Source organism: Pseudoduganella plicata (assembly GCF_004421005.1).
Classification (GTDB): Bacteria; Pseudomonadota; Gammaproteobacteria; order Burkholderiales; family Burkholderiaceae_D; genus Rugamonas; species Rugamonas plicata.
In genome coordinates this window covers 3341869-3356370 of sequence record NZ_CP038026.1, presented here as the reverse complement: position 1 = coordinate 3356370, position 14502 = coordinate 3341869, and the positions used below count along the sequence as shown (strand labels likewise).

Annotated in this window: 13 protein-coding genes; 7 read left to right on the top strand and 6 right to left on the bottom strand. The window is 65.6% G+C overall.

The features are described from left to right. The first annotated feature begins 58 nt into the window (after positions 1-58). The 4 genes from E1742_RS14700 (at position 59) to E1742_RS14685 (ending at position 3754) form a co-directional block, all read left to right on the top strand. Positions 59-784 (top strand): amino acid ABC transporter ATP-binding protein, encoded by a 726-nt coding sequence (locus tag E1742_RS14700; RefSeq protein ID WP_134385655.1) that lies wholly within the window; start codon positions 59-61, stop codon positions 782-784. A gap of 72 nt (positions 785-856) precedes the next feature. After that, the gene (gene pyrC, locus E1742_RS14695) at positions 857-1918 is read left to right on the top strand and encodes a dihydroorotase (protein ID WP_134385654.1); all 1062 of its coding nucleotides are present in this window, start codon (positions 857-859) and stop codon (positions 1916-1918) included. A 7-nt stretch (positions 1919-1925) separates the two neighbouring features. Then, positions 1926-2735: a DUF3025 domain-containing protein gene (locus E1742_RS14690; RefSeq protein WP_134385653.1), complete on the top strand. Its 810-nt coding sequence runs from the start codon at positions 1926-1928 to the stop codon at positions 2733-2735. Next, positions 2732-3754, top strand: coding sequence for a Gfo/Idh/MocA family protein (locus tag E1742_RS14685; RefSeq protein WP_134385652.1), 1023 nt, complete (start codon positions 2732-2734; stop codon positions 3752-3754). Before E1742_RS14690 ends, E1742_RS14685 begins: the two co-directional genes overlap by 4 nt. A gap of 47 nt (positions 3755-3801) precedes the next feature. Here the strand turns inward: E1742_RS14685 and E1742_RS26810 are convergent, their stop codons facing one another. Further along, entirely contained in the window at positions 3802-4623 is an 822-nt protein-coding gene (locus tag E1742_RS26810) for a PEPxxWA-CTERM sorting domain-containing protein (RefSeq protein ID WP_134385651.1), read from the bottom strand. Between the two features lie 133 nt (positions 4624-4756). On the opposite strand from E1742_RS26810, the gene E1742_RS14675 reads away from it, so the two are divergent. Together E1742_RS14675 and E1742_RS27075 are read left to right on the top strand one after the other, a co-directional pair. Continuing rightward, the gene (locus E1742_RS14675; protein WP_134385650.1) at positions 4757-5974 is read left to right on the top strand and encodes an MFS transporter; all 1218 of its coding nucleotides are present in this window, start codon (positions 4757-4759) and stop codon (positions 5972-5974) included. A gap of 1 nt (position 5975) precedes the next feature. Then, positions 5976-6104 carry a hypothetical protein gene (locus tag E1742_RS27075; protein ID WP_259772455.1) on the top strand — a complete coding sequence of 43 codons (129 nt, stop codon included), beginning with the start codon at positions 5976-5978 and terminating at the stop codon, positions 6102-6104. On the opposite strand, the gene E1742_RS14670 is transcribed toward E1742_RS27075, so the two are convergent. The 5 genes from E1742_RS14670 to recG form a co-directional block, all read right to left on the bottom strand. Then, positions 6064-7182 carry an acyltransferase family protein gene (locus E1742_RS14670; RefSeq protein WP_134385649.1) on the bottom strand — a complete coding sequence of 373 codons (1119 nt, stop codon included), beginning with the start codon at positions 7180-7182 and terminating at the stop codon, positions 6064-6066. The two genes, E1742_RS27075 and E1742_RS14670, sit on opposite strands and share 41 nt — an antisense overlap. A gap of 34 nt (positions 7183-7216) precedes the next feature. Further along, complete coding sequence (locus E1742_RS14665) at positions 7217-9283, bottom strand: TonB-dependent receptor plug domain-containing protein (RefSeq protein ID WP_134385648.1); 2067 nt, start codon at positions 9281-9283, stop codon at positions 7217-7219. Between the two features lie 87 nt (positions 9284-9370). Beyond that, positions 9371-10858 carry a M23/M56 family metallopeptidase gene (locus tag E1742_RS14660; RefSeq protein ID WP_134385647.1) on the bottom strand — a complete coding sequence of 496 codons (1488 nt, stop codon included), beginning with the start codon at positions 10856-10858 and terminating at the stop codon, positions 9371-9373. A 2-nt stretch (positions 10859-10860) separates the two neighbouring features. Then, on the bottom strand, positions 10861-11235 hold the full coding sequence (locus E1742_RS14655; RefSeq protein WP_134385646.1) for a BlaI/MecI/CopY family transcriptional regulator: 375 nt from the start codon (positions 11233-11235) through the stop codon (positions 10861-10863). An 86-nt stretch (positions 11236-11321) separates the two neighbouring features. Next, complete coding sequence (gene recG, locus E1742_RS14650; RefSeq protein WP_134385645.1) at positions 11322-13397, bottom strand: ATP-dependent DNA helicase RecG; 2076 nt, start codon at positions 13395-13397, stop codon at positions 11322-11324. Between the two features lie 78 nt (positions 13398-13475). Between recG and queA the strand changes: the two genes are divergently transcribed. Beyond that, positions 13476-14501: a tRNA preQ1(34) S-adenosylmethionine ribosyltransferase-isomerase QueA gene (gene queA, locus E1742_RS14645; protein WP_134385644.1), complete on the top strand. Its 1026-nt coding sequence runs from the start codon at positions 13476-13478 to the stop codon at positions 14499-14501. Position 14502: the final 1 nt, after the last annotated feature.

Below are 14502 nucleotides of genomic sequence, written 5' to 3'. Positions count from 1 at the left end.
GGCACTGTCAAGCGACTGTGGGCAGGCGTCCACAGCCATCCACCCGCATCCGACATTAATGATCGAACTGAACGACGTCAGCAAGTGGTACGGCACATTCCAGGTTCTCGCCGACTGCACTACCCGGGTCGACAAGGGCGACGTAATGGTGATCTGCGGTCCGTCCGGCTCCGGCAAGTCGACGCTGATCAAGACCGTCAACGGCCTGGAATCATTTCAGCGGGGCGAGATCGTTGTGGACGGCACGTCCGTCGGCGCGCCCGGTACCGACCTGACGGCGCTGCGCGCCCGCATCGGCATGGTCTTCCAGAATTTCGAGCTGTTCCCGCATCTGTCCGTGCGCGCCAACCTGGCGCTGGCGCAGGTCAAAGTGCTGAAGCGATCGCGCGACGAGGCCGAGGCACGCGGGCTGCACTACCTGGACCGCGTCGGCCTCTTGGCGCAGCAGGACAAGCACCCGCACCAGCTGTCCGGCGGCCAGCAGCAGCGCGTGGCCATTGCGCGGGCGCTGGCGATGGACCCGATCGCCATGCTGTTCGACGAGCCCACGTCCGCGCTCGACCCGGAAACGATCAACGAAGTGCTGGATGTGATGACGGGCCTGGCCCAGGACGGCATGACGATGATGGTCGTGACCCACGAGATGGGCTTCGCGCGGCGGGTGGCGAACCGCGTCGTGTTCATGGATGCCGGCCGCATCCTGGACGATTGCAGCAAGGATGAATTCTTCGGCGCGCCCCGCTCCGGCCGGGCCGGCGAGTTTTTGGCGCGTATTTTGCGCTGAGATTGCGCTGGGCTGCGCCGGGGAGGAGGGGCGCTGAGGGTAAAATGTCGCATCCGTTTTCCGAGAGCTGCCATGACCACGTCCGACGCCCAATTTTCCACCCCATCGTCCATCACCATCGTCCGTCCGGACGACTGGCACCTGCACCTGCGCGATGGCGCCACGATGGCGGCCGTGCTGCCGCACAGCGCGCGCCAGTTCGGCCGCGCCATCGTCATGCCGAACCTGAAGCCGCCCGTCACGACGGTGGCGCAGGCCGCCGCGTACCGCGACCGCATCCTGGCCGCGCTGCCGTCCGATCTGGCGTTCGAGCCTTTGATGACGCTGTATCTGACCAATAACACGACGTCCGACGAGATCCGCCGCGCCGCGGAGTCGGACTTCATCCATGCGGTGAAGCTGTACCCGGCTGGCGCCACGACCAATTCCGACGCCGGCGTGACGGACCTGATCAACTGCTACCCGGTGCTGGAAACGATGCAGGAAGTGGGCCTGCCATTCCTCGTGCACGGCGAAGTGACCGATCCGGACGTCGACCTGTTCGACCGCGAAGCCGTCTTCATCGAGCGCATCATGCGCCCGCTGCGCAAGAACTTCCCGGCGCTGAACATCGTCTTCGAACACATCACCACCAAGGACGCGGCCCAGTACGTGGCCGAAGCGGAAGGTCCGATTGGCGCCACGATCACGGCGCACCACCTGCTGTACAACCGCAACGAGATTTTCAAGGGCGGCATCCGTCCGCATTACTACTGCCTGCCGGTGCTCAAGCGCGAAGAACATCGCCTGGCGCTCGTGACGGCGGCCACCAGCGGGGACGAGCGCTTCTTCCTCGGCACCGACTCGGCGCCGCACGCGCAGGGCGCCAAGGAAGCGGCCTGCGGCTGCGCCGGCTGCTACACGGCGCTGCACGCGATGGAGCTGTATGCCGAAGCGTTCGAACGTGCCGGCGCGCTGGACAAGCTGGAAGCCTTCGCCAGCCTGAACGGCCCGACGTTCTACGGCCTGGCGCCGAACGCCGGCACGATCACGTTGAAGCGCGAGCAGTGGACGCTGCCGCAAACGCTGCCGTTCGGCGAGCAGGAGCTGGTGCCGCTGAACGCGGGCGAAACCATCAACTGGAAAATGGTGTAAGTGCCAAGTGTTTGACGGAATCGACTGGCCGCAGCCCTGGTATGCGTCGGTACGCGCCGCTGCGGCGTTGGCTGCCCGGCATGGTGCCGACGTGATCCCTGCATTCAATGCCCATGCGGCGGCGCTGGGGCTGGTCAATCATTGCGGCCTGCCGCTGCATTTCGTACCGCAGGCGACGCTGCCGGAAGGGACGGCCTACGAGGAATTCATCGGCGCCACCGGCGGCGTGCCCACGCGCGACAATCTGCATGACTTTTTCAATGGGCTGGTCTGGCTGACGTTCCCGTCGATCAAGCGTGAACTGAACGCGCTGCAGGCGGCCCAGATCGCGCGCGACGGCATCGGCAAGTCGCGCGGCCCGGCGCGCGATGCGGCCACGATCTTCGACGAGAACGCAGCGTTGCTGATCGTGTGCGAGGGGGAAGAGGGCGCGGCGCTGGTGGACGCGCTGCGCAATCATCAATGGCGCACGGCGTTCGTCGAGCTGGCCCCGATGTTCGGCACTGTCGCCGAGGTCTGGCTGTTCGGCCACGCGCTGATGGAAAAGCTGGTCGCGCCGTACAAGGCCATCACGGCACACACGCGCATCGTCACGGCACCGCCGGCGTATTTCACGCTCTCCGTAGCGGAGCGCCACGCGTGGATCGACACGCAGGTGGCACATCGGTTGCAACAGGAAGGCTTGAGCAACGCCGGCTTCACGCCCTTGCCCGTGCTGGGAATCCCCGGCTGGTGGCAGGCGCAGGACGACGCGTTTTATGACGACACCACCGTATTCCGTCCGAAACGGAATGCGTCAACCAGGGAGAAAGCATGACAGCACAAGGCACCACGCAGGTACGGACCATCCGCTGGGGCATCCTCGGCACGGGCAGGATCGCCAAGGCTTTTGCCACGGCGTTGAAGGACACGCCGGACGCCGTGCTCGCGGCTGTGGCATCGCGCAGCGTTGATAGCGCTACCGCGTTTGCGACGGAGTACGGTTCGCACGAGTTGACGAAAAGCCACGGCAGCTATCAGGCCCTGGCGGACGACCCGGACGTGGACGCCATCTACATCGCCACGCCGCACCCGATGCACCACGAGAACGCGCTGATGTGCCTGAACGCGGGCAAGGCCATCCTCGTCGAAAAGGCATTTACGGTGAACCGCCGCGAGGCCGAGGAAATCGTCGCGCTGGCGCGTGCCAAAAAACTGTTTGCGATGGAGGCGATGTGGACGCGCTTCCACCCGTCGATGCTGGAAGCGAAGCGCATCATTGCCAGCGGCGAAATCGGCACGGTCGCCACGATCCAGGCGGACCTGGGCTTCTATTCCGACGCCGGCCCCGAACACCGCCTGTTCAATCCGGCGCTGGGCGGCGGCTCGCTGCTGGACCTGGGCATCTATCCGCTGTCGATCGCGGCCTACTTCCTGGGCCCCGTGCAGTCGGTGAAAGCCAGCGGCCAGATCGGCCCGACCGGCGTGGACGTGCAGGCCTGCTTCGTACTGACGCATGAAAACGGCGGCCTGTCGTCGTGCAGCAGCAGCCTGCTGGCGCGTACGCCGGTCGAATGCACGATTTGCGGCAGCGAGGGGTTCATCCGGATGCACAACCGCTTTCACAATACCGAAGACTTGACGGTGGAACTGAACGACGGCAGCCGCCGCACGGTCAACAAGCCACGCATCGGCAACGGCTACGCGCACGAGATCATCGAGGTGAATCGCTGCCTGCGCGAGGGATTGCTGGAGAGCCCCGTGATGCCGCTGGATGAAACGCTGGCGCTGATGGGCGTGCTGGACGAGATGAGGAAGCAGATCGGCGTCGTGTATGACGCCGACCGGGCCGCGTAAATGAAAAAGGGGACAGCTGGCTGTCCCCTTTGTTTTACCGCTTGCGCTTACGCGGCGGTCTTGCGGCGGCGGGCTACACCCACGATGCCGACGCCGGCCAGCAGCATGGCCCAGGTCGAGGGTTCCGGGACGGGCAGGATTTCATAGCCCAGATAATTGGTTTCGGAAAAGTGGTGCAGGCCTTCATTGTAGAGAGGACCGGTCAAGTCGAAGGAATACGACGTGGCGTGCAGCTGGGCCGGAAGATAGAACAGGACAGCCATGTCGGCAGTGCCCCCTGCCGGCACGACTATATCCGCAAAGTTCGAAACGTCAAACGTGCCATCCGCGTTGAACCAGGTGTAGCTATAAGGCGCGGTCGTCAGGTCGGCCGCATTGTGGCTGTTGGCAACCGCAACGGTAGCGGAGGCGGGCAACAGATTCACATTGGGGAAGCGCGGATCGGTAACGCTGGAGTAAGTGCCCCCGGCGGTGGAGTACAACTTGACCGTCATCGGAACGGTCTGATCGGCGTCTGGACTGATTTCTGCACTTGCCTTGAAATAGATATAGTCCGGTGCCTGCGCGACGTCTGCCTTGTAGACTGACCAGTGGGTCGAGTCCTGGTAGCCGCCTTGCTGATCGTACGTCGAATCGGCGTAGTGATAGACGTAGCGGTAACTGCCGCTGATGTACGACTCATCGCGCAGGACGGTCTGCACATTGAGCTTCTCGCTACCGCTGAACAAGGAATTAGTATTTGAATAGGTTGGGGTAAGTGCGCCTGCGCCCGATTCCGCCGTGATGGTGAACGTGACCGGCCCTGCTGCCTGCACCTGCGCCGCCGAAAAGGCCAGCATCGCCGCCAGGCCAAGAGTAATAATTTTCATGTACACCCCTAAAGTTTTAATTTGTAAATTTTTATTATTTGTATGCGTTTTATTACCGAAATTGCCAAGAGGGCAATCAATATGTCGGCTTTTTTTCCGGTAGACTAGAACCCCCGACCGGAGCAACTTTTCCATGTTCACCAGCCAGCGCGCCCCCGACCTCAAAACCGTCCTGATCGCCACGGGCGTCATCCTGACCTTGGCGATGGGTGTCCGTCACGGCTTCGGCATGTGGATGCAGCCGATCTCGCAATCGAACGGCTGGAGCCGCGAAACCTATTCGCTGGCGATGGCGCTGCAGAACCTGATGTGGGGCGTATTCGGTCCCTTTGCCGGCATGGTGGCCGACCGCTACGGCACGATGCGCGTGGTGCTGGTCGGCGCGTTTGCCTACATGGCGGGCCTGATCTGGATGGCCGTCGTCGCGCAGCCGACATTGTTCGTGCTGGGTTCCGGTGTGCTGATCGGCCTGGCGCTGGCCTGCACGGCGTTCGGCGCCGTCAGCGGCATCATCGGCCGTGCGGCGCCGCCGGAGCGGCGCTCGTGGGCGTTCGGTATCTCCGGCGCGGCCAGCTCGTTCGGCCAGTTCATGCTGATGCCCGTCGAGCAGTCCCTGATCGGCTCCGTCGGCTGGCAAAACGCGCTTTATCTCCTGGCCGCGCTGGTCGTGTTCCTGATGGTGCCGATGTCGTTCCGCCTGCGCGAACCGGCGCACAAGAAGGCCGAAGGCCATCACCAGAGCATCCGCGAGGCGATGGGCGAGGCGGTCGGCAACCGCTCGTTCCTGCTGCTCGTCGCCGGCTACTTCGTCTGCGGCTTCCAGCTCGTGTTCATCGGCGTGCACCTGCCGGCCTACCTGAAGGACAAGGGCGTGCTCGATCCCCACGTGGCCGGCACGGCGCTGGCGCTGATTGGCCTGTTCAACATCTTTGGTTCATACCTGGCGGGGCAGCTGGGCGGCCGCATGCCCAAGCGCTACCTGCTGTCGGCCATCTACTTCGCCCGCTCCGCCGTGATCGCGCTGTTCCTGTTCGCGCCCCTGTCGCCATTCTCCGTCTACTGCTTTGCCGCCGCGATGGGCGTGCTGTGGTTGTCGACGGTGCCGCTGACGAACGGCATCATCGCCGGCGTGTTCGGGCTGTCGCACATGTCGATGCTGGCCGGCGTCGTATTCCTGTCGCATCAGGTGGGCAGCTTCCTGGGCGTCTGGCTGGGCGGCTACCTGTTCGATGCGAACGGCAGTTACGACATGGTGTGGGGCATATCCATCGGCCTTGGCCTGCTGGCAGCCCTCGCCAATCTGCCGGTGGACGAACGGCCGCTGGTGCGCACCGCGCTGAAGGCGGCGTGACATGGCGCCGCGGCTGAAGCGCATGGTGGCCTGGGTCGTCGGGGCGGCCGTGCTGGCGCTGTGCTTTGCCGCCTACCTGCGGCCGGCCTTCATGCTGGACTTGGCAAACCGGATTTATCTCTGTTTCTGAGCGACTGCAGCGCGCGCTGCACGCCATATGCCAGCAGCGCACTGAGTGCGATGAACAGGACAAGCAGCGGCAGCCGGGTGGCATAGCCGACATCCGGCTGATCGAACAGGTTGCGCAGCAGGGCCAGCACGATGATGTGGAAGAGGTACAGCTCGTAGCTGAGGCGTCCCATCCAGCGCAGCGGCGCCAGAGTACGACTGCCCGCCACCCCGCCGTTTACCTGCCCGTGCGCTGTCAGCAGGATGACGGCCGCGCTTAGCGCGATCCAGGTAAAGCCAAACACTTCATGACCACCGATACCACGCAGGTACACCGCCACCAGCAGCGCGCCGGCCAGCCAGCGCAGCGGACGTGCATATGGCAGCGGTGCCGCGCGCCGCTCGGCCAGCAGCGCCGTCAGGCAGCCCAGCGCGATGGCATCGAAGCAGGCCAGGTAGCCGTACATGTAAAACAGCTCGTTGTCCGCGTGGTGGGCCCGATACACCGGACCGATGACGATGGCGGCCACGCACAGCAGCACGATCGGCCACGTGCGGCGCAGCAGCAGCCCGGCCAGCGGCAGCAGCAGATAAAACATCTCCTCCACCGACAGCGACCAGTAAATGTTCAGGCAGTAGTTGAAATATCCGGCAGACTGCATCAGCACGTTGTGCCAGAAGGTCAGCACCGATCCCACTGCCGGCACGAAAAACGACGCCGGCAGCAGCCGGTCGCCGTCGGCATTGTCGAAGTACGGCACGCCGACGCTGCCCAGCACTGTGATGATTCCCAGCGCCAGCAGCAACGGCGGCAGAATGCGGCGCGCTCGCGCGAGGTAAAAGGCGCGGGCGTCGATCCGTGCCAGGCTGCCCCACCTCCGTAGCGAATTGTCCGTGATCAGGTAGCCGGAAATGACGAAAAACACCGTCACGCCGAAGTTGCCGTTCAGGGCGACTGCATTGACGAAGGCAGGCCCGAACAGGGTGCCCAGCGGACTGTCCTTCAGGCCGTAGGCCAGGGCGAAATGCAGCACCAGCACGATGGCGATGGCGGCGCCGCGCAGGACGTCGATGTGGGGATTGCGTTGTGAGCCGATCATTGATTTTCCTGGCAAGTAGTGTGGACAGTATGGTTCACTGCCGGATTTCGAGCGTGACCCGCAGGGCCCTGTGCGTGCGTGTCGTTGTCGCGCTATCGCGCCAGTCGTCGGCGCCCGCATCGTACCGCTGCGCTGCCAGGCTGTCACGATGAAGCATGTTCACGGCCTCGACGCGCAGTCGCCGCCGCGCATCCATCTGCCATGTCGCATGCGCGTCCAGCTTTCGCAGCGGTGCCGTGACCGATGTCCGCGCCGTTGACGTGCGGACGAAGGCACTGCCCTGGTAACCGAAGTTCGTGCCCAGTGTCACGGTACCGGCGCGGTAATCCACGCTCAGCGACCCGCTGACGGGCAATTGGCGCTCCAGTCGGTTGGCGGGCCCGGGTACGGCGGCCGCGCGCGACCAGTTGCGCGTCACGTTGCCGCGCATTGTCAGCGCTGGGGTGACCGCCAGTTTTGCTTCCAGGCTGATGCCCTGCATGGTGGCCCGGCCCCCGTTGAATGGCCGGGAAATCCAGCGGGGCCCATCCTGGAACAGCTGCTGCAAGATGACGTCGTCGATATGGCGGATGTAGATGCTGGCACCCAGCAGTCCACCGCCGCCCAGATAGCGGTCAACGCCCGCATCGACTCCCCACGCCGTTTCCGGGCGCAAGCCGGGATTACCCTCCGTGTCGGGGTTGGTCGCGCTGTTGTTGTTGTCGGCCGTATAGCGGCGCGGGATCAGGTCGACCATCGTTGGCGGCCGGTACGTGCGGCTTAACCCGGCGCGCAGCGAGGTGGCGGGCGTCATTTTCCACGCTCCCTGCAGCACCGGGCTCCACAGCCGGCTGCGCTGGCGCGTGGCACCGATCGTCGTCGTCAGCGTCTCATGCCGCAACCCGGCCGACAGCGACCAGGGACCGTTGCTCCAGTCATCCTGAAGATACATGGCGGTGCGATCGATGCGGGCGCGATAGCGCTGGTCCAGCGTGAAGTTGAGTGAACCGTCGGGCCCATGCTCCTGTTCGATGCGCGTTTGCGAGCGTTTGCCGCGGCTGATGTCCCAGCCCGTCACGGTCGTGTGAGAGCCGTCGACCGGGGCACCGTAGCGGCCTTTCGACAGCAGCACGTCGTCGCCGATGTCGGCTTGCACATGCCGCGACGTCGGCGTCGCATCGGCGTCGGTACGGCCCTGAAAATCGTAGTCGGTGACGCGCGGGCTGGAGCTGATGCCCGCCATCAGCTCCAGCGCAGCACCGACCGCAGTCCGGTGCAGCCAGGTAAGGTCGCTGCGCAACAGCGGTGCACGCGCGCGGAACTGGCTGTCCTGGCGCGCGAACTCGCCGGGCAGTCCTTGTGCCTGCCCGGTACCGGTGATGCGCCGATGCGTCGTGCCGGCAAAGCCTTGCCACGTGACGCTGTCCGCCTCCGTCGGCTTCCATACCAGCCGCGGTGCCAGCGTCACGCTGTCGGCGACGTTCAGGAAATCGAACGTTGTCGTGCGGGTGCCCGCGTTTGTCCGCTCGCGCTGCCGTTGCGGTTCGTGCAGCACGGTGCGCGTGGCGTTCAATCCAGCCAGCCATGCCAGGGCGCCGGCCTTGCCGGACCACTGCGCGCTGACGCGCGGTGCATCCTGGCCGGCCACCCGTTCGGTGCCGGCGGCATATTCGCCGGCGGCTTTGGCCACCGATTTGCGCAGCACGATGTTGACCGTGCCGGCGATGGACTGCGTTCCCAGCTCGGCCGACGCCGTGCGCACGATCTCGACCCGTTCCACCAGTTCCGGCGCCAGCGTGTCGATGGAAAAGCCCGCCGGGGCAGCCACCCCGTCTAGCAGAATCTGCGTGTAGCCGTTGCCCAGACCGCGCATGCGCACCTCGGCGCCTTTACCCGTCACGTCGACAGTGATGCCGGGAAGTCGCTGCAGCGCTTCGGCCAGCGTACGGTCGCCATCCGATGCCAGCTGGGTGCGGCCCAGCACGACGGTGCTGGCCGTGTCGTCGCGGCGCTGGTCATAACGGGCGCCCTTGATTTCGACCGTTGCCGGTGCGGCGAGGGCCGTCGTGCATGCGGCGACCAGTACGAGGCAACATTTGCCCTGAGCCATTAAGCGCATCATGTCCTTTTCGATGGGTGAGTCAGGCCGCACCGCCCGGAAGCGGTGGACAGACAGAACAGGGGGAATGCCGCCTTGGGCGGCGCGGAATCAGTGTGGCGCGACGGGTGCGCGAAGCAGGGCAGTGCCCAGCATGTCCGCCGGATCGATCTGGGCGCCGCCGCGCTGCACCTCGAAATGCAGGTGCGGGCCCGTCACCTTGCCGCTGGCGCCGGACAGCGCGATTTCCTGGCCCGCGCGGACGCTGTCACCCACGCCGACATTGCGGCTGTCGAGGTGGGCGTATAACGTGCGCAGGCCGTTACCGTGCTCGATGACGATCACCTTGCCATAGCGCCAGCCGGCTTCGTAGTTGTCGGTGGAGACGACCACGCGGCCGTCGGCAGGCGCCATGACGACAGTGCCGCGCCTGGCTCCCAGGTCGATGCCGGCGTGCGGCTTGCCGCTGGGGCGGTTGGTGGAACCGAAGGCACTCGTGACGCGTACCTGCGCCAGCGGGGCCTGCCAGTGGCCGCGGGGCGTCTTGGCAGCGACGCTGGCGGAGGGCGCGGCCGGCACCGCGGCGTCATCGCGCCATGCCGGGCGCGGTTGCAGCAGCACGCTGGCACCGCACAATGCCGGCAGCAGGAGGATGGCGACGGCGCCGGCCCACGGTGCGGGCGCCGCGGGTACGGCATCGCGGATCAGATGAATGCGGTCGGCCATCGCCGTCTTGTGCCGGCCACGGGCGCCGAACTGCAGCGCCGTCAGCGGCGCTGCCAGGTTCCGTGCGTTCAGCTGGGCCAGCAGGGCCTGCGCATAGCTGCGCCGTACGCTGGCCGGCTGATCGGACAGCACGGCGCGATCGCAGCCCAGTTCCTGGGCCCATTGAAGCCGCTCGCGCAATGCGTGCGCGGCCGGAATGAACCACAACAGTGTCTGCAGCAGCACGCCGGCATGCTGCGACAGGTGGTCGCCTCGCTGCAGGTGTGCCAGTTCATGGGCGACGATAAGGCGCTGCTGCTCCACTGCGAACTCGCGCAGCTGACGAGGCAACAGCAGCGCGGGGCGGCGCAGACCTGTCAGCATCGGTGCGATCGGCGCATCGACCTCCAGCACGGGCGGCAGGAAAGCCTGTCCGGCCAGCGCGGCGTGTGTGGACAATGCGCCATCGTCCAGCCGTTCCGCCGCGTGCAGCAGGCGATGCACGGCGCGGTGCGCCCGCAGCCAACGGACCCCGTTCCAGGTGGCGCCTGCCAGATAGCACGTCAGCCAGAGCCAGCCAAACAGCGGCAGGATGGTGCCGTCTTCCAGGTCGTCGCTGCCGTTGCCGACATCGGCCGGCTGCGACGCTGCCGCGGGCGCAGCCGCGCCGGCCGCCGTCATGGCCGCTGGCAGGACGCTGTAGCGTGGCGTGACGGGCAGCATGACCAGCACCAGCGTGATCGCACCGGCCAGCAGTGCCAGCAGCCATGGTGTACGTCGTGCAGCCAGCGACGGCCAGCGCCGCTGTGCGAGGCGCAGTGCGGCCCACGCAACGGTGGAGGTGACCAGCGCACTGACGCTCGCCTGCAGAAACACGAGAGGAATGCTGTTCACGGTCACTCCTTGTCGGCAGGCCAGTCGTGCAGCAGCTGCTCCAGCTCTGCCAGTTCGGAGTCATTGACGAGCTTCGAACCCGTGAACATATTGACAGGCAGCGGCGCGTCCATCTCCATGACACGGCGGCCGAAGTCGTGCGCGAACGCAGCCAGTGTCTCGACCTTGTCCAGCGTGGCGCTGTAGACGTTCACGCCATGCACGACCTGCACTGCAACCATGCCCTTCTCGAGCATGCGGTCAAGTGTCTTGCGCGTGGAGGAGTAGGACCAGCGCAACTCGGGCTCCACCAGGTCGTGCAGTTCGCGGGCGGCCAGCGGCTGCTGCTTCCACAGGCTTTTCAGCAGCGTGAGTTCGGTGACGGACGGAATGGACATGCGGCCTCCTTGTGACGGTTGCCGTAATCGTACGACACTTGTCGCATGATCGCAATACCTGCATGCGACATTTGTCGCATCAAGCTTCACACCTTCAGGAATTCCTCGCGCCCGCCCAGCCAGCGCTCCAGATGCGCCGCCACGATGGCGGCGCTGCCGGGCAGTTCGTCATGCAGCAGTGCGTGGGCGACATCCCTTGCCTTGTCGACCAGCCAGGCATCCGTTTCCAGGTCGGCAAAGCGCAGCATCGCCTGGCCGGACTGGCGCGCGCCGAGGAACTCGCCGGGGCCGCGGATCTCCAGGTCGCGGCGGGCGATCTCGAAGCCGTCCGTTGTTTCGCGCATCGTCATCAGGCGCTGCTTGGCGATTGGCCCCAGCGGGCTTTGGTACAGCAGCAGGCAGACGCTGGCCGCAGAACCCCGGCCCACGCGCCCGCGCAACTGGTGCAATTGCGACAAACCGAAGCGCTCCGCATGCTCGATCACCATCAGCGACGCATTGGGCACGTCCACGCCCACTTCGATGACAGTGGTGGCCACCAGCACGTGCACCTCGGCGGCCGTGAACGCGTCCATGATGGCCTGCTTCTCCGCCGGCTTCAGGCGTCCGTGCACGAGGCCCACCCGCAAATCGGGCAGCGCGGCGGCCAGCGTTTCGTACGTCTCCGTTGCCGTCTGCAGTTGCAGCGCTTCCGACTCCTCGATCAGTGGACACACCCAATAGGCCTGGCGGCCTTCGAGTGCCGCCGCGTGGACACGCTCGATGACCTCGTCGCGCCGGTTCTGGTCGATGACGCGCGTGACGATCGGCGTGCGGCCTGGCGGCAGCTCGTCGATGACGGAGACTTCCAGGTCGGCGTAGTACGTCATCGCCAGCGTGCGCGGAATCGGCGTGGCCGACATCATCAGCTGGTGCGGCACCAAGCCTTCGGCACCCTTGTTGCGCAGGGTGAGGCGCTGGCCGACGCCGAAGCGGTGCTGCTCGTCGACGATGACGAGGCCCAGGCGGTCGAACTGCACCGTGTCCTGGATCAGCGCATGCGTGCCGATGACGAGGCGCGCCGCGCCCGACTCGACCCGTTCCACGGCCGCCTGCTTGTCCTTCTTTTTCAGGCTGCCCGTCAGCCACGCCACTTCCACACCGAGCGGCTCCATCCACGCGGCGATCTTGCGGAAGTGCTGTTCCGCCAGGATTTCCGTGGGCGCCATCAGCGCGGCCTGGAAGCCGCTGTCGATGGCCTGCGCCGCGGCCAGTGCCGCCACGACCGTCTTGCCGCTGCCGACGTCGCCCTGCAGCAGCCGCTGCATCGGATACGGCTGGCGCAGGTCAACGCGGATTTCCGTCAGCACCCGCGCTTGCGCGGCTGTCAGCTGGAACGGCAATTGCGCCTGGAACGCCGTGGACAGCGAACCGATGGCCGTCAGCGGCGCCGCGCCTTTCAGGCGGCGTGACTGCTGCGCGCGTTTCAGCGACAGTTGCTGGGCCAGCAGCTCGTCGAACTTCATGCGCGTCCAGGCGGGATGGCTGCGGTCTTCCAGCGCGTGTTCGTCGATCTGCTGGGGCGGATAGTGCAGCAGCCGGATCGACGCCTCGAACGGCTGCAGGTGCAGGCGCTCGCGCAGCTCGGCCGGCAGGGTATCGGTCCAGTCGACCCGCTTCATCGCCTCGGCGATGGCGCGCCGCAGAATCGTCTGCGACAGCCCTTCGCCGGAGTGGTAGACGGGCGTGAGCGACGTCGGCAGCGGCGCGCCTTCGTTGATCACCTTGTACGTGGGGTGGACCATCTCGGCGCCGAAGAAACCGTGTTTCAGTTCGCCGCGCGCCCGCACGCGCGTGCCCTCGGCCAGCTGTTTTACCTGGCTGCCGTAGAAATTCATGAAGCGCAGCTGCAGGTTGCCCGTCTCGTCGGCGATATAAACGATCAGCTGGCGCCGCGGTTTATAGGTGATCTCGTTGGACGTGACGATGCCTTCGACCTGCGACGTGTAGCCGCCGCGCAGGCTGGCTTCGCGGATCGCGATCACTTCCGTTTCGTCTTCGTAGCGCATCGGCAGGTGCAGCACCAGGTCCATGTCGGACCGCAGGCCGAGCCGTGCCAGTTTGCTTTCGGCCGTTGCCGCGGGTTTCTTCACTGCGGGCTTGCTTTGCTTCGTTTCAGCCATTTTTGCGCGATTTTTGGGCAGTAGCGTAAAATAGAGGGTTGCCCTTTGGTTTTCAGATGCCCCGCCTGCTATCACGACATGTATTCGTTATCCGACTTCGATTTTAACTTGCCGCCCGAGCGAATTGCTCAATTTCCTCTGCCGGACCGCAGTGCCTCGCGCCTGCTGCACGTGGACGGCGCGCGCCTGGTCGACCGCCAGTTCACCGATATCCTGGAACTGCTGCAGCCGGGCGACCTGCTCGTCATGAACGACACCCGTGTTTTGAAGGCGCGCTTCTTCGGCGTCAAGGACAGCGGCGGCAAGGTCGAGGTGCTGGTCGAGCGTGTGCTGGACACCCGCACGGTGCTGGCGCAGGTGCGCGCATCGAAGTCGCCTGGCCCCGGCGTCAAGATCCGACTGGCCGAAGCGTTCGACGTCACCGTCGGCGAGCGCGCCGGCGAGTTCTTCACATTGAAGTTCGAGGCCGACGTGTTCGACCTGATCGAGCAATACGGCCGCCTGCCGCTGCCGCCGTATATCGAACACGCGCCCGGCGAATTCGACGAGACGCGCTACCAGACCGTCTTCAACAAGGTGCCCGGCGCAGTGGCCGCGCCCACGGCCGGCCTGCACTTCGACGAAGCGCTGCTGCAAAAGCTCAAGGACAAGGGCGTCAACTTCGCCTACGTCACCCTGCACGTGGGCGCCGGCACGTTCCAGCCCGTGCGCACGGAGAACCTGGCCGAACACAAGATGCACACGGAGTGGTACACGATGCCCCAGGAGACCGTCGATGCGGCCAGGGCTGCGCGTGCGGCCGGGCGCGACGTCATTGCCGTCGGCACGACGAGCCTGCGCGCGCTGGAATCGGCGTCGCAGTCGGGCGAGCTGGTGGCCGGCAGTGCCGACACGGCGCTGTTCATCACGCCGGGCTACCTGTTCAAGACCGTCACGCGCCTGATCACCAACTTCCACCTGCCCAAGTCGACGCTCCTGATGCTGGTGTCGGCCTTTGCCGGCTACGACGAAATCCGTGCCGCCTATGCGCACGCCATCGCCAACGAATACCGCTTCTTCAGCTATGGCGATGCCATGCTGCTGACGACACCCAACAAAGCTTGAC

Coding starts and splice junctions, on each gene's coding strand:
- queA (WP_134385644.1), top strand. CDS start 13,476: ATGTATTCGTTATCCGACTTCGATTTTAACTTGCCGCCCGAGCGAATT.
- E1742_RS27075 (WP_259772455.1), top strand. CDS start 5,976: ATGGCGCCGCGGCTGAAGCGCATGGTGGCCTGGGTCGTCGGGGCGGCC.
- E1742_RS14700 (WP_134385655.1), top strand. CDS start 59: ATGATCGAACTGAACGACGTCAGCAAGTGGTACGGCACATTCCAGGTT.
- pyrC (WP_134385654.1), top strand. CDS start 857: ATGACCACGTCCGACGCCCAATTTTCCACCCCATCGTCCATCACCATC.
- E1742_RS14685 (WP_134385652.1), top strand. CDS start 2,732: ATGACAGCACAAGGCACCACGCAGGTACGGACCATCCGCTGGGGCATC.
- E1742_RS14675 (WP_134385650.1), top strand. CDS start 4,757: ATGTTCACCAGCCAGCGCGCCCCCGACCTCAAAACCGTCCTGATCGCC.
- E1742_RS14655 (WP_134385646.1), bottom strand. CDS start 11,235: ATGTCCATTCCGTCCGTCACCGAACTCACGCTGCTGAAAAGCCTGTGG.
- E1742_RS14665 (WP_134385648.1), bottom strand. CDS start 9,283: ATGATGCGCTTAATGGCTCAGGGCAAATGTTGCCTCGTACTGGTCGCC.
- E1742_RS14670 (WP_134385649.1), bottom strand. CDS start 7,182: ATGATCGGCTCACAACGCAATCCCCACATCGACGTCCTGCGCGGCGCC.
- E1742_RS26810 (WP_134385651.1), bottom strand. CDS start 4,623: ATGAAAATTATTACTCTTGGCCTGGCGGCGATGCTGGCCTTTTCGGCG.
- recG (WP_134385645.1), bottom strand. CDS start 13,397: ATGGCTGAAACGAAGCAAAGCAAGCCCGCAGTGAAGAAACCCGCGGCA.